Genomic DNA, 23,566 nt, shown 5'->3' on the forward strand with positions numbered 1-23,566 from the left:
TCCCGATTGTTCGGATCAGGAGAATTCGCGGAGAAGTTCCACCAGGAAGTCCCGCAGCACCTCGACATGGCTGTGTTCGACGTCCGAGGTCGCGGTGAGCAGGACGATCGACCGGTCGCCTGCGAGTTCCAGGACACGTTCGACGGCGGTCCGGCCGTCCGGCGACTCCAACTCAGCGAGATAACGGGAGCGGAACTCGGCGAACTCTGCTACATCGTGGCCGTACCAGCGGCGCAGTTCGGTCGACGGCGCCAGGTCCTTCGCCCAGTCGTCGTAGTGGAACGCGTCCTTGCGCAATCCGCGCGGCCACAGTCGGTCGGCGAACACCCGGAAACCGTCCTCCGCCCCCGGGTGGTCGTACACGCGTTCGATGTCGACGGCTCGTGTCGGCATGGTCCACCTTCCGTGTCTTGGGGATTTTTGCGCACCAAGTTACGTCCGTGTGAAGTCGTGAGGTGTATCACAAAAAGTGGACATTCTGGTGGTACGCCCCGGTTCGGACTCGATTCAGACAACTTCGGCGACTTGCATGTGTTCCCTTCGTCACGGTAGTTCTGCTTACCATCGTGGACCACTTGCATCGGTCGGGTCATCGTCCGTCGATCGCTCGATAGTTGCCGCCCGTCGCGGCAGGCACACCATCTACCGCAGGAAGTCGAAACATTGGATACATCGAAGAGCGCGGCTCAGGCGCGCCCCTCGGTCGGTGTCGTTCGGGAGACGAGCGACGGCGAGCGACGGGTGGCCCTCGTGCCGAAGGTTGCGGCAACACTGTCCGCCAAGGGCGTCGACGTCGTCGTCGAGTCCGGGGCCGGACTGGGCGCCCTGATTCCCGACGAGTTGTACAAGGAGGCCGGCGCCACCATCGGTGACGCGTGGGCCGCCGACGTCGTCGTCAAGGTCGCCCCGCCGTCGGACGAGGAGATCGCCAAGCTCCGTGCAGGGCAGACGCTGATCGGCTTCCTCGCCCCCCGCAACGCCGACAACAAGATCGGCGCACTGGGCGCCGCGGGCGTGCAGGCGTTCGCCGTCGAGGCGATCCCGCGTATCTCCCGCGCCCAGGTCATGGACGCGCTGTCGTCGCAGGCCAACGTGTCCGGCTACAAGGCCGTCCTCGTTGCCGCGTCGGAGTCCACGCGCTTCTTCCCGATGCTCACCACCGCCGCCGGCACCGTCAAGCCGGCGACCGTGCTGGTCCTCGGTGTCGGTGTCGCCGGCCTGCAGGCCCTCGCCACCGCGAAGCGTCTCGGTGGCCGCACCACCGGCTACGACGTGCGTCCCGAGGTCGCCGACCAGGTCACCTCCGTCGGCGCGCAGTGGCTCGACCTCGGCATCGACGCCGCCGGTGAGGGCGGCTACGCCCGCGAGCTCACCGAGGCGGAGCGGGCGCAGCAGCAGCAGGCGCTCGAGGATGCCATCAAGGGCTTCGACGTCGTCATCACCACCGCACTGGTGCCGGGTCGCCCCGCGCCGCGCCTGGTGACCGCCGCCGCCGTCGAGGGCATGAAGCCCGGCTCGGTGATCGTCGACCTCGCCGGCGAGACCGGTGGCAACTGCGAGCTCACCGAGCCCGGACAGACCGCCGTCAAGCACGGTGTGACGATCTGCAGCCCGCTGAACCTGCCGGCCACCATGCCCGAGCATGCGTCCGAGCTGTACTCCAAGAACGTCTCGGCCCTGATCGAGTTGATGCTCGACGAGAACGGCGCCCTCGCGCCCGACTTCTCCGACGAGATCCTCGACGGCGCGTGCGTGACCCGCTCGAAGGAGAACTCCTAGATGTACACCGAATTGCTGGCGAACATCGCGATCCTGGTCCTCTCCGGGTTCGTGGGTTTCGCCGTCATCTCCAAGGTGCCGAACACGCTGCACACGCCGCTGATGTCGGGCACCAACGCCATCCACGGCATCGTCGTGCTCGGCGCCCTGGTCGTGCTCGGGCACCTGCCCGGTGACGCCCCCTGGTCGATCAAGATCATTCTGTTCGTCGCGCTGGTGTTCGGCACCCTGAACGTCGTCGGTGGCTTCGTGGTCACCGACCGCATGCTCGCGATGTTCAAGCCCAAGAAGGACGCCAAGGCGGCGGCCGAGAAGAAGGGGGCTGACGCCTGATGAGCTACCTCGTCACGATCCTCTACATCGTCGCGTTCGCGATGTTCATCTACGGCCTGTCCGGTCTGACGGGCCCGAAGACCGCGGTGCGCGGCAACTACATCGCCGCGATCGGTATGTTCGTCGCCGTCGTCGCCGTCCTCATCGACGTCCGTGACACCGACAACTGGCTCCTCATCGCAGGCGGCCTGATCGTCGGTATCGTGCTCGGCGTCCCGCCGGCCCTGCGCACCAAGATGACCGCGATGCCGCAGCTCGTCGCACTGTTCAACGGCGTCGGTGGCGGCACCGTCGCGCTGATCGCATGGGCCGAGTTCCTCGACTCCGACGGATTCACCACCGTCGACGCGGTCCCCTCGTCGCCGTTCATCATCGGCTCGCTGTTCGCGGCGATCATCGGCTCGGTCTCCTTCTGGGGCTCGCTGGTGGCGTTCGCGAAGCTGCAGGAGCTGCTGAACAAGAACTTCGAGAAGAAGGTCGTCGCCTCGGCGAAGCTGTTCCAGATCGCGAACATGATCCTCGCAGTGGTGTCGGTCGGCCTGGCCGTCTACATCGGTCTCGGCGCCGACGGCGACCCGCAGTCGACGTGGCTGATCGTCGGCCTGCTGATCGCGGCCGGTGTGATGGGCCTGTTCGTGGTGCTGCCGATCGGTGGCGCCGACATGCCCGTCGTCATCTCGCTGCTCAACGCGCTCACCGGTCTGTCCGCCGCGGCCGCCGGTCTCGCACTCAACAACCAGGCGATGATCGTCGCCGGCATGATCGTCGGCGCGTCCGGCTCGATCCTCACCAACCTCATGGCCAAGGCCATGAACCGGTCGATCCCGGCGATCATCTTCGGCTCCTTCGGCGGCGGCGACGCCGGCGGAGCGGGCGGTTCTGCTTCGGGCGGCACCGTGAAGGCCACCTCCGCATCGGATGCGGCGATCCAGATGGCGTACGCCAACCAGGTCATCGTCGTCCCCGGCTACGGTCTCGCCGTCGCGCAGGCCCAGCACGCGGTCAAGGAAATGGCGGCCCTGCTCGAGGAGAAGGGCGTCGAGGTCAAGTACGCCATCCACCCCGTCGCCGGCCGCATGCCCGGACACATGAACGTCCTGCTCGCCGAGGCCGACGTCGCGTACGACGCGATGAAGGAAATGGACGACATCAACGGCGAGTTCGCTCGCACCGACGTCACCGTCGTCATCGGCGCCAACGACGTCACCAACCCGGCCGCACGCAACGATTCGAGCTCGCCGATCTACGGCATGCCGATCCTCAACGTCGACCAGTCCAAGTCGGTCATCGTGCTCAAGCGCTCGATGTCCTCGGGCTACGCCGGCATCGACAACCCGCTGTTCACCGCGGACGGCACGTCCATGCTGTTCGGTGACGCCAAGAAGATGGTTTCCGAGGTCACCGAGGAACTCAAGGCGCTGTAGTCGCTCGCGGTTCCCGCCTCTTTCCAGCTGAAGGGACCCTTCGTACGCCTCAGGCGAACGAAGGGTCCCTTCAGCTGTTGCCGGGGACCGGCACCGAGCGGGCCGACGGCACCTGCAGGACGCCCGCGAATCGGGCCGCCGCGAGCGCACACACGAGGGGGACGACCATGGCCGCGGTGAGCGGAACCAGTTGCGTGAGCCAGCCGATGGTTGCCGGACCGGCCAGGAACCCGATGTAGCCCATGCCGACGACACGGGACATGTTCGCGCCGGCCGCGCCGTCGAGGTTGCCGGCGGCGGTGAAGATCTGCGGCACACATCCGGACAGGCCGAGCCCGAACAGCGCCCACCCGGTCAGGGTCGTCGGCAGCCATCCCGACACGACGACCAGCAGCATTCCGGCCGCGGCGATCAGGGTTCCGTAGCGCACCACCGCGACCGGCCCGAGCGCGGCACTCACCCGGTCGGCGGTGAACCGGCCCACCGTCATCGTCAGCGAGAACGCACCGAACGCGAGCGCGGCCACCGCACCGGACGTGTCCAGGCGGTCCGTGACCTGCAGGGCGCTCCAGTCGTTCGCGACGCCCTCGGCGAGCATCAACGCGAACGCGAGCACACCCAACGTGAGGACCCGCCGCGAGAACCGGCCCCGCCCGGGCGCGTCGTGAACGCCGGGGGTGTGCCGTGCCGGCGCCGACAGCAGCCGCGTCGTGCACACCGCGACCGCCACGACTCCGAGCACTGCTGACCCGGCGAGAGCGACCGACGGCGACCACCCGGCCGCGAGCGTCGCCGCACCGACCAACGATCCGACGACACCACCGATCGAGAACATGCCGTGGAACGCCGACATGATCGGACGGCGGTACGCCTGCTCGGCCACCACCGCCTGCGCGTTCATCGCCACGTCGAGTGCGCCGTTGCCGAACCCGAACACCGCCAGCGCCGCCCCCAACTGCCACGCCGACGACGCCAGACCCGGGCCGATCACCGAGACGGACAGCAGGGTCCCGCTCAGTGCGACCATCCGGCGGCTCCCGAACCGGTCCGCGAGCGGCCCCGACACCTGCATGCCTGCGATCGCGCCGGCCGCCAGCAACAGCAGCAACGACCCCAGCGTCGAATGCGCGATGCCCGTGCGCTCCTCGATCGCCGGAATGTGGACCACCCACATCGCGAGCAGGAAACCGTTGACCCCGAACACCCCGAAGATCGCGGCACGGGCCCGGCGCAAGGAGGGAGACGGTGCGGACTGGGGAGGCACGCCCACCTTTGTACCGAAGCTGCGCGCCGTTCACCCGTGCCAGCTGAAGGGGCCCTTCGGACGCTCCCAGCGCATGAAGGAACCCTTCAGCTGTTTCAGGCGTGCGCAACCAGTGCCGGCACGGGGTCGGTGAGCACGGCTGCGAGGTCGGCGAGGAATCGGGAGGCTTGTTCGCCGTCGACGAGGCGGTGGTCGACGGTGACGGCCAGTGTCGTCACGTCGCGGGCCACGATCTGGTCGCCGACCACCCAGGGGCGGCGGGTGATCGCGCCGAGGGCGAGGATGGCGGCTTCGCCGGGGTTGAGCAGGGGAGTGCCGGTGTCGATGCCGTAGACGCCGATGTTGGTGACGGTGACGGTGCCGCCGGTGAGGTCGGTGGTGGTGGCGTGTCCGGTGCGGGTGGTGTCGGTGAGGTCGGTGAGGGCGCGGCACAGGTCGGGCAGGGCCAGGGTTCCGGCGTTCTTGATGTTGGGGACGAGCAGTCCGCGGTCGGTGGCGGTCGCGATGCCTAGGTTCACGGTGTGGTGGGTGACGATTTCCTGGGTGTGTTCGTCCCACGACGCGTTCAGTGCCGGATGTTCCGGCAGGACCAGCAGCAGTGCTTTCGCGACCAGGGTGAGCGGGGTGAGGTGCAGGTCCGCGAAGGCGGGGGCGGTGCGTAGCCGGGTCAGCAGGGTCGTGGTCTCGGTGACGTCGACGGTGAGGAATTCGGTGACCTGGGGGACGGTGGCGCTGGCGACCATCGCGGCCGCGGTCCGGCGTCGTACCCCGTGGACGGGGGTGCGGTCGCGTGCGGTCCGGGGTGCGGCGGTGGGGCGGCGGCGTCGCCGGCTGGGGGCCGGTGCGGTCGGTCCGTAGCCGACGAGGACGGTGTCCGGTGCCGGGGCGGACCCGTCTCCGGCTGTCTCGATGCGGATCAGTACTGCCCCGACGGGCACCGTGTCGCCGGGTCGGGCGAGCAGTTCGCGGACCGTTCCGGCGTACGGGGACGGCAGTTCGACGAGGGCCTTGGCGGTCTCGACCTCGCCGATCGGCTGGTTCAGTGTGACGGTGTCGCCGACGGCCACCGACCACGACACGAGTTCGGCCTCGGTGAGGCCCTCCCCGAGGTCGGGGAGCCGGAAGTCGGCGACGGTGTTCTCGGTGGTACTCATGCCGCGATCACCTCGTCGACGGCGGCGAGGATCCGGTCCGCGTCGGGGAGATGATGCTTCTCGAGCCGGGCCGGCGGGTAGGGGATGTCGAAGCCGCCGACCCGCTGCACGGGCGCGGTGAGCTGGTAGAAGCAGTGCTGCGACACCCGGGCGGCGATCTCGGCGCCGAGTCCGAGGAACACGGACGCCTCGTGGGCGACGACGAGCCGGCCGGTGCGCCGCACCGATGCTTCGACGGTGTCGAAGTCGATCGGGGCCAGCGACCGCAGGTCGATCACCTCGAGGGAGGTGCCCTCGTCGGCGGCGATGTCGGCGGCCTGCAGTGCCGTCGCGACCGTCGGCCCGTACGCGACGAGGGTGGCGTCGGAGCCGGGACGGGCCACCCGGGCCCGGTCGAGCGGCAGATCCGGGGCGGCGTCGGTGTCCACTTCGCCGCGGTCCCAGTAGCGGCGTTTCGGTTCGAGGAACACGACCGGGTCGTCGAGGGCGATCGCCTGCCGGATCATCGCGTACGCGTCCGCCGGGGTGGCGGGGGTGACGACCCGCAGGCCTGCGGTGTGCGCGAAGTACGCTTCCGGCGACTCCGAATGATGTTCGACGGCACCGATTCCGCCGCCGTACGGGATACGGATCGTCATCGGCATCGTCACCCGGCCGTCGGTGCGGTAGTGGATCTTGGCGACCTGGGAGACGATCTGATCGAACGCGGGATAGACGAATCCGTCGAACTGGATTTCGCACACCGGCCGGTAGCCGCGCAGCGCGAGCCCGAATGCCGTTCCCACGATGCCGGATTCGGCGAGCGGGGTGTCCATCACCCGGGCCGGACCGAAGTCCTTCTGCAGGGTGTCGGTGATGCGGAAGACGCCGCCGAGGGTGCCGACGTCCTCGCCCATCAGCACCACCTTCGGGTCGTCCTCGAGTGCGCGGCGCAGGCCCGCGTTGAGTGCGCCGCCGAGTGTCGTGACGGTCATGATCCGACCTCCTCGGTGAACCCGTCGAGGTAGACGCGGTAGCCGGCGCGTTCCTCGTCGATCAGGGGATGGGGGGTGGCGTAGACGTGCTCGAACAGTGCGTCCGGTCCCGGATCGGGCATCGTCAGCGTGCTCTCCCGGAGCCGGGCGGCGACGTCGTCGGCGCGCGTACGGACCCGCTCGGCGAGGGCGTCGTCCCACACGTTCTCCCGTTCGAGCAGTCGCCGCATGCGGTCGATCGGATCCCGGGCCGCCCACACCGCGGTGTCGGTGGCGGTCCGGTAGCGGGTGGGGTCGTCGGACGTGGTGTGCGGGCCCATCCGGCACGTGATGGCCTCGACGAACGACGGCCCACCACCGTCACGGGCCCGCTGCACGGCCTGCCGGGTGACGGCGAGAACGGCGAGGACGTCGTTGCCGTCCACCTGGACTGCGGGCATCCCGAACCCGGCGGCGCGGGCCGCAATCGGGTGCGGGCTCTGTACGTGCACGGGTTCGCTGATCGCCCACTGGTTGTTCTGGCAGAAGAACACGACGGGCACGTCGAAGCTGGTCGCGAACACCAGTGCCTCGGACAGGTCGCCCTGGCTGGTGGCGCCGTCCCCGAAGTAGACGACCGTCGCGATCTCGGCGCCGTCCAGCCGCGCCCCGAGCGCGTACCCGGTGGCGTGCAGGCCCTGCGTGCCCACCACGATCGCCGGATTCGTCATGTTCACGGACGCCGGATCCCAGCCCGAATATCCGCAGCCACGCCACATTCTGGGCATCGCGGCCGGGTCGACGCCGCGGCAGTAGGCGACGGCGTGCTCGCGGTAGCTGGTGAACACGTAGTCGTCCGGGTGCAGTGCCCGCGCCGAACCCACTTGCGCGGCCTCCTGGCCCAGCAGTGGCGCCCAGATCCCGAGCTGTCCCTGCCGCTGCAGTGCCGTTGCCTCGGTGTCGATGCGGCGGGCGACGACCATGTCCTCGTACAGGCCGGCGAGCTGCTGCGGGCCGATGTCGGACACGAGCGGAGACCGGTCGGGGCGGTGGACGCGTCGTCCGTCGGGTTGGACGAGCTGCACCGGGAACGTTGCCTTGTCGGTCATGGGGTCACCTCACCGAGTCCGGTATGTGTGCTCTACTTCACAGCATCCGCGATTCGGCGATGTGCGCAAGTGCGACGGTCACGATTTCGCACAATGCCCAATCCTGTGCCCCGAAACCCGGGCACACTGCGAAAGATGACCACTCTCGACGCCACCGACGCCCGACTGTTGCTCGAACTGTCCCGCAACCCGCGGGCCACGGGTGTGGAACTCGCCCATCGACTCGGATTGTCCCGCAACACCGTTCAGGCGCGGCTCGCCCGATGGGACCGGGCGGAGGTGCTGTCCGGGTTCGACCGGCTCGTCGCCCCACGGGCCCTCGGCTACCCCCTCTCCGCGTACGTCGCGACCGTCGTCGACCAGCACCGCCTCGACGACGTCGTGGACGCCCTGGCCGGGATACCCGAGGTCGTGGAGGTGTACGGCATGACCGGGCTGACCGACCTGTCCGTGAAGATCGTGGCGACCGACGCCGACGACCTGTATCGCCTCGCCGGGCAGATCCTCAAGATCCCGGGTGTCGAGCGCACCAACATGGCGCTCGTGATGCGGGAACTCGTCGGGCCGCGGACCGCGCCGTTGCTCGCACGCATCGCCGGACGATGACGCTCCGATTACCCCTGCACCGGTGTGTCGGGGCGGATAGCATCGTCGGACGGGCACAGGGGGTACACGACACAGCGCGGGAGTGATGCGGAGTGGTCAGTGTTGATCTGGTGGGTCTCGACGAGAACGCGGTCACGGCGTGGATCGCCGGTCTCGGTGTCGGTGCGCTCGCGCCGCTGTCGTACGAGCGGATCGGTAACGGCCAATCGAATCTCACGTTCGCGGTGCGGGATTCGGGTGGCGGCCGGTGGGTGCTGCGCCGGCCCCCGGTGGGCCGGCTGCTCGACTCGGCGCACGACATCGAACGCGAATACCGCATCCTGGCCGCGCTGCAGGGGACCGGGGTGCCGGTGCCGAAGGTTCTCGGCATCACCACCGATCCGGAGGTCACCGATGCACCGCTGGCGTTGACGAGTTTCGTGGACGGCGTCGTCGTCGACGACGTGTCGGTGGCGCAGCGGCTCACTCCGGAACGGCGGAGGGCGATCGGAGCGGGACTACCGCAGGCTCTGGCGACCGTGCATCGGGTGGACCTCGAGAGCGCCGGCCTGCTCGACCTGGCGAGCACCGCCCCGTACGCGGAGCGGCAGCTCAAACGCTGGTCGACACAGTGGGAGAAATCGAAGACGCACGACCGGCCCGATATCGCGGTCCTGGCCGAGCGGTTGTCCCGCAACATCCCCGAACAGACCGAAACCACTCTCGTGCACGGGGATTTCCATCTCAGCAACGTCATCACCGCGGACACCGACGGCCGGGTCGTCGCCGTCCTCGACTGGGAACTGTGCACGCTCGGCGACCCGCTCGCCGACCTCGGTGGTCTGCTCGCCTACTGGCCGCAGCACGGCGAGTCCGCGACACCACAGTTCCGGGCGTCGACCCTCGACGGCTTCCCGACCCGCGACGAACTGGTCGAGATGTACGTCCACGAAACCAAACGCGACGTGTCCGCGGTCGGCTTCTGGCACGTGCTGGCGCTGTGGAAACTCGCGATCATCGCCGAGGGTGTCGTGCGGCGCACCACCGACGACCCCCGCAACACGGCCGAACACGGCCGGCCGACCCCGGAGCTGATCGACGCGATCGTGCGCCGCGCGGTCACGACCGCCGACAGGGTGGGGCTGGGCTGACCGTCACACCGGTTCGACGAGCAGGTGCGCGGCGCTGCGGATCTCCGGCGGAACCGGTTCCGGACCTCGGGTGTCCGGATCGATATACCGGTGGACGAGGCGTCCGGTGGCGGCGAGTTCGAGGTCGCCGTCGGGGTCCTCCCGGAAGATCGCGAGCGCGTATCCGACGCGGTCGTCGTCGAGACGGTCGACGGACAGTCCCACGTGCAGTTGATCGGGGAAGCCGATCTCCCGGACGAACCGGCACGAACTCTCGGCGACGACGGCGATCGCGGGCAGGGTGCGGACGTCGAGGCCGGTACTGGCCATGAGCCAGCCGCCCACCGCGGTCGCGAAGTACTCGGCGTACGCGGTGGCGTCGTCGGACCATCGGGTCGGCACCGGCCACAGGGCCGGGAACGCTTCGGCGCGGGGTTCGCTCATGTCACGACCTCGAGAACGCGGACGCCCGCCGGATCTGCTCGGCGGTGGGTCGCACCCCCGTGTAGAGGACGAACTGTTCGGCGGCCTGCAGGGCGATCACTTCGGCGCCGGTGATCACCGTCTTCCCGTGTGCCTCGGCGGTGCGGATCAGCGGCGTGTCCGGCGGCATCGCGACCACGTCGAACACCGTGTGGGCGGCTGCCACCGCGTCGGCGGGGAACGGCATCCGGTCGGCGTCGGGACCGCCGGCCATGCCGATCGGGGTGGCGTTGACGAGCAGGCCCGGTCGATGGTCGTCGAGCTCGGGACGCCACCCGAACCCGTACGTCCCGGCCAGTGCCGGTCCGGCGTCGCGATTGCGGGCGACGACGGTGACGTCCCCGAACCCGCCGTCCCGCAGTGCCGCGACGACGGCCTTCGCCATGCCGCCGCTGCCGGCGACCGCGACTGTCGTCTCCGGATCGAGGTGGGCGCGACGCAGCAGGTCGGCGACGGCCTGATAGTCGGTGTTGTAGGCGTGCAGTTCGCCGTCCTCGTTGACGATCGTGTTGACCGAGTCGATCGCCGACGCCGACGGGTGCATCACGTCGACGTGCTCGATGCACGCCTCCTTGAACGGCATCGACACCCCGCACCCGCGGATCCCGAGGGCGCGGATCGCGGCGATCGCCGCCGGCAGATCCGTCGTGGTGAACGCCTTGTACACGAAGTCGAGGCCCAGTTCGTCGTACAGATAGTTGTGGAACCGGGTGCCGATGTTGCTGGGGCGGCCCGACAGGGACATACACAGGCGGGTGTCGCGGGTGATGCTTCCGGTGATCGTGCGGCTCACCCGTCCACGCTAACCGGCGGTGCCGGACGATGTGGACCGGTGCAGCCGATTCGCCTCCGCGGCCGGTCCCCGGCGCCGACAATGGGACGATGCGCGTCCGCCTCCGTGCCGCGACCGTTGCCTGCACCGCCCTCGCGGCCGTTCTCCTCCCCGTCCAGGCCGTTCCCGCCGCCGCGTCGCCCCCGACCCCCGCCGGCACCCTGCTCGAGCGGTCGCCCCTCGACCCGGCCTCGGTGCCCGCCGCGGCCGGTGCGAGCGCCCGCCTCCGGTACGCGACACTGCGGACGGCCACCGCGGCCGGCGAGTCCACCGGATCGGTGTTCCTGCCGCACGGGCCGGCGCCGGCCGGGGGCTGGCCGATGGTGTCGTACGCGCACGGCACCGTCGGCATCGCGGACCGGTGCGCGCCGTCGACCACCGGCTTCAACTACGTCGAGCGTCCCGCGGTCGAGGCGTGGCTGGACGCCGGGTACGCCGTCGTCGCCACCGACTACGCGGGCATCGGCACCGACGGCGTCAACGCCTACCTCGACGGCCCCGCGGCCGGAGCCAACGCCGTCGACATCGTCACCGCCGCCCGCCGGGCGTACGGGGACGTCCTGAGCGACCGGTGGATCGTCACGGGCCTGTCGCAGGGCGGGCACGCCACCTACTTCGCGGCGGCGGAGGCGACGGACCGGGCACCCGATCTCGACTACCGCGGCGCCGTCACCGTCGGGGCGCCCACCCATCTCGAGAATCTGTTCCCCCTCGCCGGGCCGGCGGTCCCGCCGCTGCCGATGCCGGGGCTGGTGAACTTCTCCCTGTTCACCCTCGCCGGAATCGACGATCAGCGTCCCGAGGTGGACATCCGCCGCTATCTCACCCCGGCCGGGATCGACCTGATGGAACGCGCGAAGGTCACGTGCAGTGTCGAACTCGGGCAGTATCTGCGCGCACATCCCGTCACGATCGGGGAACTGTTCACCGACACTCTGTGGAACGACGACGTGCGCGCCGTCCTGCAGCAGATGCTGACGGCCCCGACGTCCGGGTTCGACCGGCCGCTGCGGGTGGTGCACAGCCTCGCCGACACCACCGTCCCGATCCCGCTGACGTGGGCGCAACTGGCCGACATGGACGCCCACGGCGTCCGCTACGAGTACCAGCAGCTGGTCACCGAGGACCACACGGGTTCGCTCATGGCGTCGATGCCGGCCGCCGTCGACTTCGCGGGGCGGGTGCTGGAATAGCTCACGCGTGCGGAAACTTCGTGGCCCGGATACTGCCGGGATCCGTACCGTCGTGCCCGACGAGCCACGAACCGCCGTTGCGCCGGCACGCGGCGACGGTGTCGAACATCTGTAACAGGAAGAAGATCGCGTCCTCCGGGGTCGGAGCAGTCGCCAGCCGGTGCGCCTCCCCGTGCTTGGTGACATCGAGCCACACCCCGGAATTGCCGTCGAGGCGCATCGCGACGATGTGGTCGGCATCGACGAACGCGACCTTGCGCTGCTGCCACGGCGTCGTGGGCGAATACACCTGTTCGAAGACCTGAATCATGATCGTCATCGGGGAACCCGCTTTCCACCTCCGCCCAGTATGGTCCGGTCACGAGCCGAGTTCCAGGCCTGTCGGTGCCCCCTGGCAGCATGGGGGTCGTGCTGCACGGGCTGTGGTCTCCGGGTGCGGGTCTGCTGTTGTGGCGGGACCCGGAATCGGAGCTGCCCGATCTTCCCGAGCCGCTCGCGCGTGTGCTGCGCCGCCGGTTCCGCCGACATCACACGGTGCACGTGCCGGCGGCGGTGGGCACCGAACCGCTGCGGGTACCGGTCCTCGCGCTCGCTCCCGCCGAGGCGGTCGACGTCCTGTCGGCTGTGCCCGATTCGTCTCCCGGTGTCTCCGGGGACCTGCGGTATCTCGCGCACGTGATGCGCGGGGTCGAGCGGTGGGCGCGTGCCGGACGTGTCGTGCCCGAGTTGTTCCGGGCGGAGGACCATTGGTGGCCGCGGTGGCGGCTGGTCGGTGGCGAGCCGCAGCGGGCGTGGCTCGCGGAACTGGCGGGGGCGATGCCACCGGTGCAGCGCTGCGAGGGGGCGCCGCGCGAGATCCTCGACGATCTGGTCGGCGAGATCACCGACGCCGTCGTCCGGGACCTGCTCGGGGACCGGGACAGCGGGCATCCGCTGCTGCGGGCCCTGCTGCGCGGGCAGCCGCACGAGGGCGGTAGCCGACGGCTCGCGCAGCGTCTCGACGAGTGGCGCGGCACCCTCACCGCCGGCGAACCCGAGCTGGTGCTGCGGCTCCTGGAACCGGAGACCGGCGACGAGGTGGATCCCACGGCTCTCGCTGACGACGCCCTGTGGCGGCTGCAGGTGTGCCTGCGCGCCGAGGGGGAGCCGCCGTCACCGATTCCGTTGCACCGCACCGACCCCCGGCTCGTCGAGACCGCCGTCCGCAAGCTGGGCGCCGCGCACGTCGCGTATCCGCGGTTGCGGGATCTGCCCACCGACCCGGACAGCCTGGATCTGCTGTTGCCCACCGCCGTCGTCATCGACCTGGTGAGCCACGGGGCGCGGGCGCTCGAGCAGGCCGGGATCACACTGCTGCTGCCGCGGGCCTGGACGGCGGCAGCGCCGACCCTGCGGGTGCGGGTGACGTCGCCGCCGGTGCCCGCCGCGGACGAGCAGCGCGCCGTCGGGATGAGTGAGATCGTCGGCTACGACTGGGAACTCGCGCTCGGTGACGTCGTTCTCACCGCCGACGAACTGGCCCGCCTCGCCGGTACCCAGAGCGACCTCGTCCAGTTGCGCGGCCAGTGGGTGCAAGCCGACGCCACCGTCCTCGCGCAGGCGGCACGATATGTGGCGCAGCGTAATTCGGGGATCCGAGGCACGCTCGCGGACCTGCTCGCCCAGCTGACCGAGGCGGACCGGCCGCCGGTGCCGGTCGAGGAGATCACCGCCACCGGCTGGGTGGGCACCCTCCTCGACGGCAGCCTCGACCCCGAGCCCGTGCCCACACCTGCCGGGCTGCACGCCGAGCTGCGGCCCTACCAGCAGCGGGGACTGGACTGGCTGGCGTTCATGAGCGGCGCCGGGCTCGGGGCCGTCCTCGCCGACGACATGGGGCTCGGCAAGACGCTGCAGGTGCTGGCGCTGCTCGCGCACGAACGCGCCGACACCCCCACCCTGTTGGTGTGCCCGATGTCGGTGGTCGGCAACTGGCAGCGGGAGGCGGCCCGGTTCGTGCCGGATCTGCGAGTGCACGTCCACCACGGCGCCGACCGCAGCCGCGGCGACCGGTTCACCGCCGCGGTGCGGTCCGCGGATCTGGTGATCACCACGTACGCCCTGCTCGCCCGCGACGTGGCGGCGCTGTCGGAACAGTCGTGGCGTCGGGTGGTCCTCGACGAGGCGCAGCACGTGAAGAACGCCGCGACCGCGCAGGCCCGGGCGGCCCGCAGCGTCCCGGCCGCGCACCGGATCGCGCTCACCGGCACCCCGGTGGAGAACCGGCTCGACGAGTTGCGGTCGATCCTCGACTTCGCCAACCGCGGCATGCTCGGCAGCCCACAGGCGTTCCGGGCCCGGTTCGCGGTGCCGATCGAGCGGGATCAGGATGCGGCCGCGGTCACCCGGCTGCGGGCGGTGACGTCGCCGTTCGTGCTGCGGCGCGTCAAGACCGATCCCACGGTCATCGCCGATCTGCCGGACAAGCAGGAGATGACGGTGCGGGCGAACCTCACCGTGGAGCAGGCCGCGCTGTACCGGGCGGTGGTCGACGACATGCTGAAGAAGATCAAGGACACCGAGGGCATGGCCCGCAAGGGGGCGGTGCTGTCCGCGCTGACCCGCCTCAAACAGGTGTGCAATCATCCCGCGCACTTCCTCGGCGACGGGTCGCCGGTGCTGCGCCGCGGCCGGCACCGGTCCGGCAAGCTCGCGCTCGTCGAGGACGTCCTCGACGCGGTCACCGCGGACGGGGAACGCGCGCTGCTGTTCACCCAGTTCCGGGAGTTCGGGGAGCTCGTCGCCCCGTATCTCGCCGACCGGTTCGGGGTGGCGGTGCCGTTCCTGCACGGCGGTGTGACGAAGGCCCGCCGGGACCGGATGGTCGAGGAGTTCCAGAGCGACGACGGGCCGCCGCTGATGCTGCTGTCCCTCAAGGCGGGCGGCACCGGCCTGAACCTCACCGCCGCCAACCATGTGGTGCACCTGGACCGGTGGTGGAACCCGGCGGTGGAGAACCAGGCCACCGACCGGGCGTTCCGCATCGGGCAGCGCCGCGACGTGCAGGTCCGCAAACTGGTGTGTGTCGGCACGCTCGAGGAACGGATCGACGCGATGATCACGAACAAGCAGGAGCTCGCGGATCTCGCGATCGGCACGGGGGAGCGGTGGATCACCGAGATGAACACCGACCAGCTGCACGACCTGCTGACCCTCGGTGACGAGGCGGTCGGCGAATGACCGGGTTCCGCACCGGTTCTCCGCGTAGTGGGTGGGGACGGGCGTTGCTGGACGTCCTCGACCGGGTCGGTGATCCGGGGCGGATCGCCCGCGGCCGCACGTATGCGCGGGGCGGCCGGGTCCTCGCGCTCGACGTCGCGGCGGGCCGGGTCGTCGCCGACGTGCAGGGCAGCCAGCTCGCGCCGTTCACCGCGACGCTCACGCTGCGCACTCTCGACGCCGCCCACACCGCCGAACTCCTCGACACGGTCCGCTCCACCCCCGGCGCGCTCGCCGCCCTGGTGTCCGGGACGGTGCCGCAGGCACTCGCCCCGATGCTGTTGCCCGACGGGGCCCGCGAACTCGACTTCGACTGCACGTGCCCCGACAGTGGGTGGCCGTGCCGGCACGTGGCGGCGCTCGCACACGTGCTCACCGAACACGTCGACCGCGATCCCACGACGCTGCTCGTCCTGCGCGGCATCGACCTCGACACCGTGATCCGGGAGATCGGCGGTTCCCCGAACGAGGCAGCCGACCCGGACAACGCAGCCGGCGACGCGGTGGATGCCGGTGATCATTTCGGGGACGATGCCCGCTACGAGTATCTGCCGGAGGTGCCGTTCACCGCGGCCCCCGACGACCTGGACGCGGCACTGCTGCGGGCGGTGCTGCGGACGGACGCCGAGGGGGAGCCGGAGGTGATTGCCGCGCTGCGCGATCTCGACGAGTGCTACCGCGCACTGGGCAGCGGATTCCGGCGGCGCTAGCATCGGGCACAGGTTTCCGCTGTCCGGTATCGACTCGAATTCACAAGGAGCGCCATGCGTTTGCGCGACACCCCCACCGTCGAGGTCTCCACGCGTCTGGGCTGCAGCCCGGAGCAGGCGTGGGCGTTGGTCACCGACATCTCCCTGCCCACGCGTGCGGCCGGGGAGTTGCAGCGGGTCGAGTGGCTGGACGGGGCGACGGGGGTCGCGGTCGGTGCCCGGTTCCGGGGCCACAATTCCAACGAGGCGATGGGTGACTGGCACACCGATTCCGAGATCGTCGAGGTCGAGGACGGCCGGCGCTGGGTGTGGCAGGTGGGTGAGTCGGACGCCCCGTTCGCGGTGTGGGGTTTCGAGGTCGATCCGGACGGTGACGGGGCGACGGTGCGGCAGTGGGGCAAGATCGGGACCGGGCGGTCGCCGCTGACGGCGTTCGTCGAACAGCATCCCGAGCAGGAGGCGGCCATCGTTGCCCACCGCATGTCGGTGTGGCGTCAGGGCATGACGGCCAACCTGGCGATGCTCACGCAACTCGTCGATTCCCGCGTCTGACGGGACGCCGCCCGGCCCGGGCCGGGCGGCGGACTACCCGTTCCGTGTCGGGACGGGTCAGACGGTGGGAACCTTGTCGAGGAAACCGAGAACCGTCCGCACCCGGCCGTCCGGGTCGCATTCGAGGACGTCGAATCCGATGACGAGGGGCTCCGCGCCGACCGGGCCGAGTGCCCACGTGAACCGCGCCTGGTCGTGGTGGGCGTCGATGTCGCCGGCCAGTTCGAACCGCATGCCTTCGAACTGTTCCTGTACCGCCCCGATGAGGGCACTGACCGCGGCGGGCCCCTCGGCGCTGCCCATCGGGTCGACGTAACGCCCGTCCCGCGCCCACAGGTCCTCGACCAGGGCGGCGCGCTTGCCGGAGTCGGTCTCGTTCCAGGTGTCCAGGTAGTTCCGGATCGTGGTGTCGAGGTCGTTCACGGTGAGCCCCTTTCGAGTTCGGCCGCCCGGTGCGGCCTTCGTGGACGAGCCTGCGCCGGGTGGGGTCGTTCGGTCGATTACCTTGCAGGTAATGGAACCCGTTCCCGGCGCGTCCTAGAGTCGACGACATGACGCAGGCGCAGCAGCCGGTGGGGGACCAGATCCGGTGGTGGCGGGGTCACCGCCGGATGACACAGCTGGATCTGGCGTCCCGTGCCGACGTGTCGACGCGGCACGTGAGTTTCCTCGAGACGGGGCGGGCGCAGCCGACGCGGGCGATGCTGCTGCGGCTCGGGGAGCACCTCGACATTCCGCTGCGCGGCCGTAATGCGCTGCTGTTGGCGGCCGGGTTCGCGCCCGCCTACCCGGAGCACGAGTTGTCGGATGTGCCGATGGCGGTCGTCGCGGACGCGATCGGCACGATCCTGGCGGCGCACGCCCCGAATCCGGCGTTGGTCGTGGACCGGCACTGGACGCTCGTCGACGCCAACGAGACGGTGGCGCTGCTGACCGCCGGCGTCGCCCCTGCACTGTTGGAGCCGCCGGTCAACGTGCTGCGTCTGAGCCTGCACCCGGACGGGATGGCGCCGCGCATCACGAATCTGCCGCAGTGGCGGGCGCACGTGCTGCACCGGCTGGACCATCAGATCGACGCGACCGGCGACGACCTGCTGCGGTGTCTGCGCGACGAGCTCGCCGGCTATCCGGGCGGGACGGCACCGGCCTCGGTGGGCCCGGCCCTGGTGGTGCCGCTGCGGGTGCGGGTGGACGGGCGGGACCTGGCGTTCCTGAGCACGACGACGGTGTTCGGGACCCCGCTCGATGTCGCGGTGTCCGAACTTGCGATCGAAACGTTCTTTCCGGCCGATGCCGCCACCGCGCAGTATCTCGCCGACGAGACGCCGTGACGCGGACGGCGGGGCCGGCGGGGCCGGCCGCGCTGGTGGCCGCGGTCCTGCTGGGGGCGGCGACACTGACCGGCTGCGGGCGTTCCGGCGACGACTCGGCGGTGGTGTGGGGGCCGTGCCCGGACCTCGCGGCGTACGTCACCGACCTGGGTGTCGACACGAGGGTGGTGGACCGGCTGCAGTGCGCGTCGGTGGACGTGCCCCTCGACTACACCGATCCGGGTGGTCGGCGTATCGAGCTGGCAGTGAGCCGCGTCGCGGGCACCGATCCCACGGTGTCCGATCCCGCCGAGCCGGCCTTGTTCGTCAACCCCGGCGGTCCGGGGGTGGAGGGGCGCAGCATGGCGGCCACGGTGGCGTCGGATCTCGGACTGCGGGAGACCGTCGTCGGTGTCGATCTGCGCGGCACCGGCTACTCGACGTCCCTCGACTGCGACGAACCCGACGCCCCGGACACCCGTGACGACGACAGTCTGCTCGCGTACGCGGACGAGATCGCGGACGCGAACCGTGCGTGCGTCGACACGGATCCGGCGTTCGTCGCGTCGATCACCATCGCGAACACGGCCCGCGATCTCGACGCCGTGCGGCAGCGGCTCGGACTCGGCACCATCGACTACCTGGGGGTGTCGTGGGGCACGGTGCTCGGTGCCGAACTGCAGACCCGGTTCCCGCAGCATCTGCGGCGGGTGGTGCTCGACAGCATGGACTACACCGGCACGTCCGCCGCGGACGCCCTGGCGACTCTCGCGGCGGCCGACCCGGACGCACCACCGGAGCTCGTTCCGGAACCGAGCGATCTGGGTTCCGGGAGCGGTGACGGCCCGGCCCCCGACGACCCGGACGTGCCGCCGGGTGAGCCGCCGGAGCCCGGCGACCACGACGTGCCGTTGGATCCGGACACCCTCGACTTCCTGGACCACGCGGTCGACGGCACCGCGGGCGTCGCCTACATCTGCAACAGCCTCGATCCGGTGGGGGATGCCGTGGACCAGCTCGCGCAGAACCGGGCGATCGGCGCCGAACTGGGGCGGGACCCGGTGCGGCGCATCGAGTTCCCCGCCGACTCGGATGTCGCCGGAGTCAGTCTGTGCAGCGGGTGGCCGTTGCGGGGGGAGGCCACCGCGGTCGCGGACACCGGCACCGATCTGCTGATCGTCGGCCACCGCGACGAGATGGTCACCCCGTACCCGTGGGCACTCGACGCGCACGCCGCGATGGGGGGACGACTGCTCACGATCGAGGACGGGGTGCACGGCTCCACCGTCGGATCGTCGTGCGGATGGCTGGTGACGGTGTTCCTGAGCGCCGGGGACCTTGCCGAGAGCGACTGCAGCCCGGACTGATTCACCGGCCGTCGAACAGGCCGCCGCGAATGATCCGGGCCCCGAACGTGCGGATGCTGCGGGCGTTGTCGGTGAAGTCGGGGTGCACCTGGGGGACGTTGGCGAGCACGTCGGTCACGTGCCGCGTGCAGGGGTCGTAGTGGAAGTGCCGGCGCACGTCGGCGGGGCTGCCGGCGAAGATGTGCCGGGCGGCCAGGTAGTCGTCGACGGTGTAGCCGTCGGGGAAGCGGCCGGGCGGGGCGTCGTGGTGGATCCACCGGTCGATGCCGGGGGCGAGGGCCGACCGCGCCGATGCGTAGTCGTCGGCGCAGAACACCGCACGGGACAACCCGATTCGAGGACTGTCCCCCCGCGCCTGCTCCCGGAACGTCGCCATCCGGGCCGCCGTCGCGCGATCCTCCTCGAGGTTCGGGGAGGCCCGCCGCCCGGCGAGCACCCCCGTCCGCAGTTCGGTCGCCAGCGCGTATCCGTCGTCGGAACCGGTTGCGAGCCACAACCTCTCCCGCAGGCCGGCGGCGCCGGGGCACAGCCGGTCGCCGTCGAGTTCCGCGCACAGCAGGTGCAGATGCTCCCGCAGAGCCCGGTGCCGGTCCTCGTGGGCGACACCGAACACGCGGCTCGCCGTGGGATCCGCGCCGGCACCGAGACCCAACTGCAGGCGGCCACCGCTGATCGCGTCGACCGTCGCCGCGTCCTCGGCCAACCGGACCGGATTCTCGAGTGCCCCGGCGACCACGGCCGTCCCCAGTGCGATCCGGTCGGTGTCCCGGGCGATCGCGGCGAGCAGCACGAGCGGTGACGGTGCGTGCCCGCGGTGGGATCCGAAGTGGTGCTGCGCGACCCAGAACGACGTGAATCCCGACTCCTCCGCGATCTGCGCCAGCTCGATCGTCTCGCGGAGCACGGTGCGGCTGTCCGCGTCGCCCACGACATGGGTGATGATCCCGAATCTCATCGGTGTGTCCTTCTCGGTCAGCACAGCAGTACGTGCGGTCGGCCGGTGGTGGGATGCTCGATGATCTGCACGTCGACGCGGTAGACGTCGCGGATCCGTTCCACGGTGAACACGTCGGCGGGGGCGCCCTGGGCGACGACACGTCCGCCGTCGAGCAGGACCACCGTGTCGCAGAATCGGGCGGCGAGCCCGAGATCGTGCAGTGCCACGATCACCGTCGTGTCCAACCGGGTGGTCAGGTCGAGCAGCGACAGCTGGTGGTGCAGGTCGAGGTGGTTGGTCGGCTCGTCCATGATCAGTACCCGCGGCTGCTGGACGAGGGCCCGGGCGATGAGCACTCGTTGACGTTCGCCGCCGGACAGGTGCGAGAACACCCGGTCCGCGAGGTGCGTGACCTCCGCCAGCTCCATTGCCGCGGCGCAGAGCGCGGCGTCGGCGGCGGTGTCGGCGTCGAGCAGGCGCTTGTGGGCGGTGCGTCCCATACGGACGATCTCGGCGCAGGTCAGTGGAAAGTCCGACGGCGTCTCCTGGAGCACGACGGCCGTCTGCCGCGCGCTCCACTTCACCGACTCCGCCCACACGTCGGTGCCGTCGAGTCGGACGTGCCCGGCGTCCGGTCGGAGCGACCGGAAGATCGTCCGCAGGAACGTCGACTTGCCGCTGCCGTTCGGTCCGAGAACACCGACGACGGAACCGGGTTCGGCGACGATGCTCACCCCGTCCACGAGGGTGCGGCCGCCGATCTCGACGGTGACGCCCGTCGTCTCGACCGGGGCCGGGACGATCCGGTCCGGTGTCGTCATCGCAGTGCCGCCTTGTTGTTGCGGCGCAACAGGTACAGGAAGAACGGCCCGCCGACGAGGGCGGTGACGATGCCGACGGGGATCTCCTCCGGCGAGATCACGGTTCGCGCGAGCAGGTCGGCGCCGATCGTGAAGATCGCGCCGAGGAGCATTCCGACCGGCAGGCAGCGGCGGTGGTCGGCGCCCACCAGGAGTCGGGTGATGTGGGGCATGACGAGACCGACGAACCCGATGACGCCGCACACCGCGACGACGACCCCGATCATGGCGGCCGACAGCACGAACATCCGCTGCCGGAACCGGTTCACGTCCAGCCCCAGCGACGTCGCGCTCTCCTCCCCGGTCAGCAGCAGGTTGAGGTTGCGGGACTGGGTGAGCGCGTAGGCCACGCAGACCAGGAGCACGGCCGCGGGGATCGGGAGGATCTTCCACTGAGCGGAGCCGAAGCCGCCGAGCGTCCAGAACAGAACCTGCGAGGCCAGTGCGCGATCGTCGGAGGTGAGGACGAGGAAACTGGTGACTGCCGAGAGGACGGCGCCGATCGCCATGCCGGTGAGGACCAGCGTCGTCGCGGACACCCGTCCGCCGTACCGGGCGACGCCCAGTACGACGGTCAGGGTCAGCAGCGCGCCGAGGAACGCGGCGACGTTCAGGGTGACGGCGCCCAGGGTGATCAGCCCGAACCGCATCACGATCACGGCGCCCGTCGCGGCTCCGGCCGAGACCCCGAGTGTCGTCGGACCGGCGAGCGGGTTGCGCATGACGGCCTGCACGATCGTGCCGACGACGGTCAGGCTCGCTCCCGCGACGGCGGCCAGGAACACCCGGGGCAGGCGCACGTCGGCGATGATCCGGTCGGTGACCGGGCTCCAGGTCGGTTCGATCCATCCGGACGGGAACAGTCGGTGGCCGACCACACCCCATGCCTGGGACACCGGGATGTGGACCGAACCGATCGACAGTGCGAGGCCTGCGGTAGCGACGAGCAGAACCGACAGCCCGGCGACGATCACGGTGAGCCGTCGGGTGGTCGGGCCACCCGCGGCAGGCCCGTCCGGCCCGTCCGGCACGGTCGCCCGGTGCGCCGGGGTCCGCAGCTGCGCGATCAGGTCGCTTCGCCGGTCGGCGGACGTCGTGAGCGGGGACGGCATCGGGAACTACCCGGCCGGGTAGAGCTCGGGATGGAACTGTCGCGCGAGTTCCTCGATGCCCTCGGCGGATCGCGGTCCCGGCTGGGCCAGCGACAGGCTGATCACCGCGAACCGGTCGTTCCGGATCGCGGAGGTGCCGGCGAGGGCGGGAACGTCCTTCAGCGTCGCGATCTTCGATTCGACGCTGGGGTCGAGGTAGTCGTAGATCAGGATGATGTCGGGGTCTGCCGCGGCGACCTGCTCCCACGACACCTTGCCCCAGCGCAGGGGTTCGTCGGCGAGGATGTTCCGGCCGCCGGCGGCGTCGATCATGGCCGACGCGTACGCCCAGCCGCCGATCGTCTGCGGCGCGTCCTTGCCGGAGTTGTAGAGGAACACCTTCGGTGCCTCCGCGCCCGCGACGGTGTCGGTGACCTTCGCGACGGTGGCCTCGAACTTCTCGACGGCCGCGTCCGCGGCGTCGTCGACGTCGAAGATCTTCCCGATGGTGCGGAGTTCGTCGGGCATGTCGGCGAGAGTCTTGGGCACGTCGGTGCAGCCGGCCGGGCTCAGATGGGTGCGGACCCCGAGGTCCTGCAACTGGGCGCGGGTGTGGCCCGTGCTCTCCGAAAACCCGTCCGGGTATCCGGAATACACGAAGTCGGGGTCGACGGCGAGGAGCTGCTCCATGCTGGGTTGCTTCGCCGCCAGCACCGGAATCCGGCCGTAGGCGTTCGCGTACTGCGGCCCGATCTCGCGGTTGCCCAGGTAGGCGGTGCCGACCATCTTGTCCTCGAGCCCGAGTTCCAGCATCGCCTCGGTCGCGGTGGAGGTGAGTGTCACGGCCCGCTCGGGGGCGCGGTCGAAGGTCTGTGTGACACCACAGGTCTCGACGGTCAGCGGGTAGGACGTCCCGGTGCCGGTCGTTTCTTCCGCGGACGCGGACGAGTCGGTGACGGGACTGCCGCACGCGGTGAGCGCGAGCAGCGCCGCGGTGGCAGCGGCCAGCCGGGTGACGACGGAAGTGGTGTGTTCGAGCTTCATGCGGTCCTCGCTGCTGATGCGCCACGAGGACACGAAGGAACCGCGATCGTCCCGACGGGTCGGGTCGTCGCCGCCCGTTCCAATCCTCGAGAACGATGCGCTGGGTGAGTCACGAGCCTCAGGTACTCCGACTTGCGGCTCGCGCCGCCCACGGTTGCGGGACAGTTCCGGATTCGGACCGGATTCCCCTCAGGTTCG

General features: G+C 70.4%; 24 protein-coding genes and 1 riboswitch. Of the genes, 11 read left to right on the forward strand and 13 right to left on the reverse strand.

Annotation, left to right across the window (positions count from 1 at the left end; translation table 11 throughout):
- Window positions 1–15 precede the first annotated feature (15 nt).
- On the reverse strand, window positions 16–393 hold the full coding sequence (locus tag Q5696_RS07410) for a DUF488 domain-containing protein (protein WP_305094552.1): 378 nt from the start codon (window positions 391–393) through the stop codon (window positions 16–18).
- Between the two features lie 270 nt (window positions 394–663).
- On the opposite strand from Q5696_RS07410, the gene Q5696_RS07415 reads away from it, so the two are divergent.
- Genes Q5696_RS07415 through Q5696_RS07425 form a run of 3 tightly spaced genes read left to right on the forward strand, consistent with a single transcriptional unit; the run spans window position 664 to window position 3,536 of the window.
- The gene (locus tag Q5696_RS07415) at window positions 664–1,779 is read left to right on the forward strand and encodes a Re/Si-specific NAD(P)(+) transhydrogenase subunit alpha (RefSeq protein ID WP_305094553.1); all 1,116 of its coding nucleotides are present in this window, start codon (window positions 664–666) and stop codon (window positions 1,777–1,779) included.
- Window positions 1,780–2,112 carry an NAD(P) transhydrogenase subunit alpha part 2 gene (locus tag Q5696_RS07420; protein ID WP_305094554.1) on the forward strand — a complete coding sequence of 111 codons (333 nt, stop codon included), beginning with the start codon at window positions 1,780–1,782 and terminating at the stop codon, window positions 2,110–2,112.
- Window positions 2,112–3,536, forward strand: coding sequence for an NAD(P)(+) transhydrogenase (Re/Si-specific) subunit beta (locus tag Q5696_RS07425; RefSeq protein WP_305094555.1), 1,425 nt, complete (start codon window positions 2,112–2,114; stop codon window positions 3,534–3,536). The genes Q5696_RS07420 and Q5696_RS07425 overlap by 1 nt, the downstream gene beginning before the upstream one ends.
- A 70-nt stretch (window positions 3,537–3,606) precedes the next feature.
- Here Q5696_RS07425 and Q5696_RS07430 read toward each other — a convergent pair whose 3' ends face one another.
- From Q5696_RS07430 to pdhA, 4 genes are all read right to left on the reverse strand, one after another.
- Window positions 3,607–4,710: an MFS transporter gene (locus Q5696_RS07430; RefSeq protein ID WP_370654909.1), complete on the reverse strand. Its 1,104-nt coding sequence runs from the start codon at window positions 4,708–4,710 to the stop codon at window positions 3,607–3,609.
- Window positions 4,711–4,895: 185 nt separating this feature from the next.
- Window positions 4,896–5,954, reverse strand: a complete 1,059-nt coding sequence (locus tag Q5696_RS07435) for a dihydrolipoamide acetyltransferase family protein (RefSeq protein WP_305094557.1) — start codon at window positions 5,952–5,954, stop codon at window positions 4,896–4,898.
- On the reverse strand, window positions 5,951–6,928 hold the full coding sequence (locus Q5696_RS07440; protein ID WP_305094558.1) for an alpha-ketoacid dehydrogenase subunit beta: 978 nt from the start codon (window positions 6,926–6,928) through the stop codon (window positions 5,951–5,953). The genes Q5696_RS07435 and Q5696_RS07440 overlap by 4 nt, the downstream gene beginning before the upstream one ends.
- Window positions 6,925–8,016: a pyruvate dehydrogenase (acetyl-transferring) E1 component subunit alpha gene (gene pdhA / locus Q5696_RS07445; protein WP_305094559.1), complete on the reverse strand. Its 1,092-nt coding sequence runs from the start codon at window positions 8,014–8,016 to the stop codon at window positions 6,925–6,927. The genes Q5696_RS07440 and pdhA overlap by 4 nt, the downstream gene beginning before the upstream one ends.
- Window positions 8,017–8,151: 135 nt before the next feature.
- On the opposite strand from pdhA, the gene Q5696_RS07450 reads away from it, so the two are divergent.
- Both Q5696_RS07450 and Q5696_RS07455 read left to right on the forward strand, forming a co-directional pair.
- Complete coding sequence (locus Q5696_RS07450; RefSeq protein ID WP_305094560.1) at window positions 8,152–8,622, forward strand: Lrp/AsnC family transcriptional regulator; 471 nt, start codon at window positions 8,152–8,154, stop codon at window positions 8,620–8,622.
- Window positions 8,623–8,714: 92 nt separating this feature from the next.
- A complete protein-coding gene (locus tag Q5696_RS07455; RefSeq protein WP_305094561.1) occupies window positions 8,715–9,752 on the forward strand; it encodes a phosphotransferase family protein in 1,038 nt (345 codons plus the stop codon).
- A 3-nt stretch (window positions 9,753–9,755) separates the two neighbouring features.
- Here the strand turns inward: Q5696_RS07455 and Q5696_RS07460 are convergent, their stop codons facing one another.
- Both Q5696_RS07460 and Q5696_RS07465 read right to left on the reverse strand, forming a co-directional pair.
- Window positions 9,756–10,175, reverse strand: coding sequence for an acyl-CoA thioesterase (locus tag Q5696_RS07460; RefSeq protein ID WP_305094562.1), 420 nt, complete (start codon window positions 10,173–10,175; stop codon window positions 9,756–9,758).
- 1 nt (window position 10,176) lies between these two features.
- On the reverse strand, window positions 10,177–10,959 hold the full coding sequence (locus Q5696_RS07465; protein WP_370654910.1) for a shikimate 5-dehydrogenase: 783 nt from the start codon (window positions 10,957–10,959) through the stop codon (window positions 10,177–10,179).
- Window positions 10,960–11,096: 137 nt separating this feature from the next.
- Between Q5696_RS07465 and Q5696_RS07470 the strand changes: the two genes are divergently transcribed.
- Window positions 11,097–12,239: an alpha/beta hydrolase gene (locus Q5696_RS07470; protein WP_305094564.1), complete on the forward strand. Its 1,143-nt coding sequence runs from the start codon at window positions 11,097–11,099 to the stop codon at window positions 12,237–12,239.
- A 1-nt stretch (window position 12,240) separates the two neighbouring features.
- Here the strand turns inward: Q5696_RS07470 and Q5696_RS07475 are convergent, their stop codons facing one another.
- Window positions 12,241–12,558 carry a hypothetical protein gene (locus tag Q5696_RS07475; RefSeq protein WP_305094565.1) on the reverse strand — a complete coding sequence of 106 codons (318 nt, stop codon included), beginning with the start codon at window positions 12,556–12,558 and terminating at the stop codon, window positions 12,241–12,243.
- Between the two features lie 89 nt (window positions 12,559–12,647).
- On the opposite strand from Q5696_RS07475, the gene Q5696_RS07480 reads away from it, so the two are divergent.
- From Q5696_RS07480 to Q5696_RS07490, 3 genes are read left to right on the forward strand one after another with little or no spacing between them, the layout of a single operon-like run.
- Window positions 12,648–15,458 carry a DEAD/DEAH box helicase gene (locus Q5696_RS07480; RefSeq protein WP_514131060.1) on the forward strand — a complete coding sequence of 937 codons (2,811 nt, stop codon included), beginning with the start codon at window positions 12,648–12,650 and terminating at the stop codon, window positions 15,456–15,458.
- Window positions 15,455–16,207, forward strand: coding sequence for an SWIM zinc finger family protein (locus Q5696_RS07485; protein WP_305094567.1), 753 nt, complete (start codon window positions 15,455–15,457; stop codon window positions 16,205–16,207). Before Q5696_RS07480 ends, Q5696_RS07485 begins: the two co-directional genes overlap by 4 nt.
- Before the next feature lie 54 nt (window positions 16,208–16,261).
- The gene (locus Q5696_RS07490; protein WP_305094568.1) at window positions 16,262–16,759 is read left to right on the forward strand and encodes an SRPBCC family protein; all 498 of its coding nucleotides are present in this window, start codon (window positions 16,262–16,264) and stop codon (window positions 16,757–16,759) included.
- Window positions 16,760–16,816: 57 nt separating this feature from the next.
- Here Q5696_RS07490 and Q5696_RS07495 read toward each other — a convergent pair whose 3' ends face one another.
- Window positions 16,817–17,182 (reverse strand): nuclear transport factor 2 family protein, encoded by a 366-nt coding sequence (locus tag Q5696_RS07495; protein ID WP_305094569.1) that lies wholly within the window; start codon window positions 17,180–17,182, stop codon window positions 16,817–16,819.
- Between the two features lie 128 nt (window positions 17,183–17,310).
- Here Q5696_RS07495 and Q5696_RS07500 point away from each other — a divergent pair, with 128 nt between their 5' ends.
- Window positions 17,311–18,090: a helix-turn-helix domain-containing protein gene (locus Q5696_RS07500; RefSeq protein ID WP_305094570.1), complete on the forward strand. Its 780-nt coding sequence runs from the start codon at window positions 17,311–17,313 to the stop codon at window positions 18,088–18,090.
- Window positions 18,087–19,436, forward strand: coding sequence for an alpha/beta fold hydrolase (locus Q5696_RS07505; RefSeq protein ID WP_305094571.1), 1,350 nt, complete (start codon window positions 18,087–18,089; stop codon window positions 19,434–19,436). Before Q5696_RS07500 ends, Q5696_RS07505 begins: the two co-directional genes overlap by 4 nt.
- Before the next feature lies 1 nt (window position 19,437).
- Here the strand turns inward: Q5696_RS07505 and Q5696_RS07510 are convergent, their stop codons facing one another.
- The 4 genes from Q5696_RS07510 to Q5696_RS07525 are packed head-to-tail and all read right to left on the reverse strand — an operon-like array spanning window position 19,438 to window position 23,368.
- Entirely contained in the window at window positions 19,438–20,391 is a 954-nt protein-coding gene (locus tag Q5696_RS07510) for an LLM class flavin-dependent oxidoreductase (protein ID WP_305094572.1), read from the reverse strand.
- A gap of 17 nt (window positions 20,392–20,408) precedes the next feature.
- Window positions 20,409–21,194: an ABC transporter ATP-binding protein gene (locus Q5696_RS07515; protein WP_305094573.1), complete on the reverse strand. Its 786-nt coding sequence runs from the start codon at window positions 21,192–21,194 to the stop codon at window positions 20,409–20,411.
- Complete coding sequence (locus tag Q5696_RS07520; RefSeq protein WP_305094574.1) at window positions 21,191–22,345, reverse strand: FecCD family ABC transporter permease; 1,155 nt, start codon at window positions 22,343–22,345, stop codon at window positions 21,191–21,193. The genes Q5696_RS07515 and Q5696_RS07520 overlap by 4 nt, the downstream gene beginning before the upstream one ends.
- A 6-nt stretch (window positions 22,346–22,351) precedes the next feature.
- Entirely contained in the window at window positions 22,352–23,368 is a 1,017-nt protein-coding gene (locus tag Q5696_RS07525) for an ABC transporter substrate-binding protein (RefSeq protein ID WP_305094575.1), read from the reverse strand.
- A 121-nt stretch (window positions 23,369–23,489) separates the two neighbouring features.
- Window positions 23,490–23,556: riboswitch (cobalamin riboswitch) on the reverse strand.
- Window positions 23,557–23,566 lie beyond the last annotated feature (10 nt).

It is taken from the genome of Prescottella sp. R16, from assembly GCF_030656875.1.
Taxonomy (GTDB): Bacteria; Actinomycetota; Actinomycetes; order Mycobacteriales; family Mycobacteriaceae; genus Prescottella.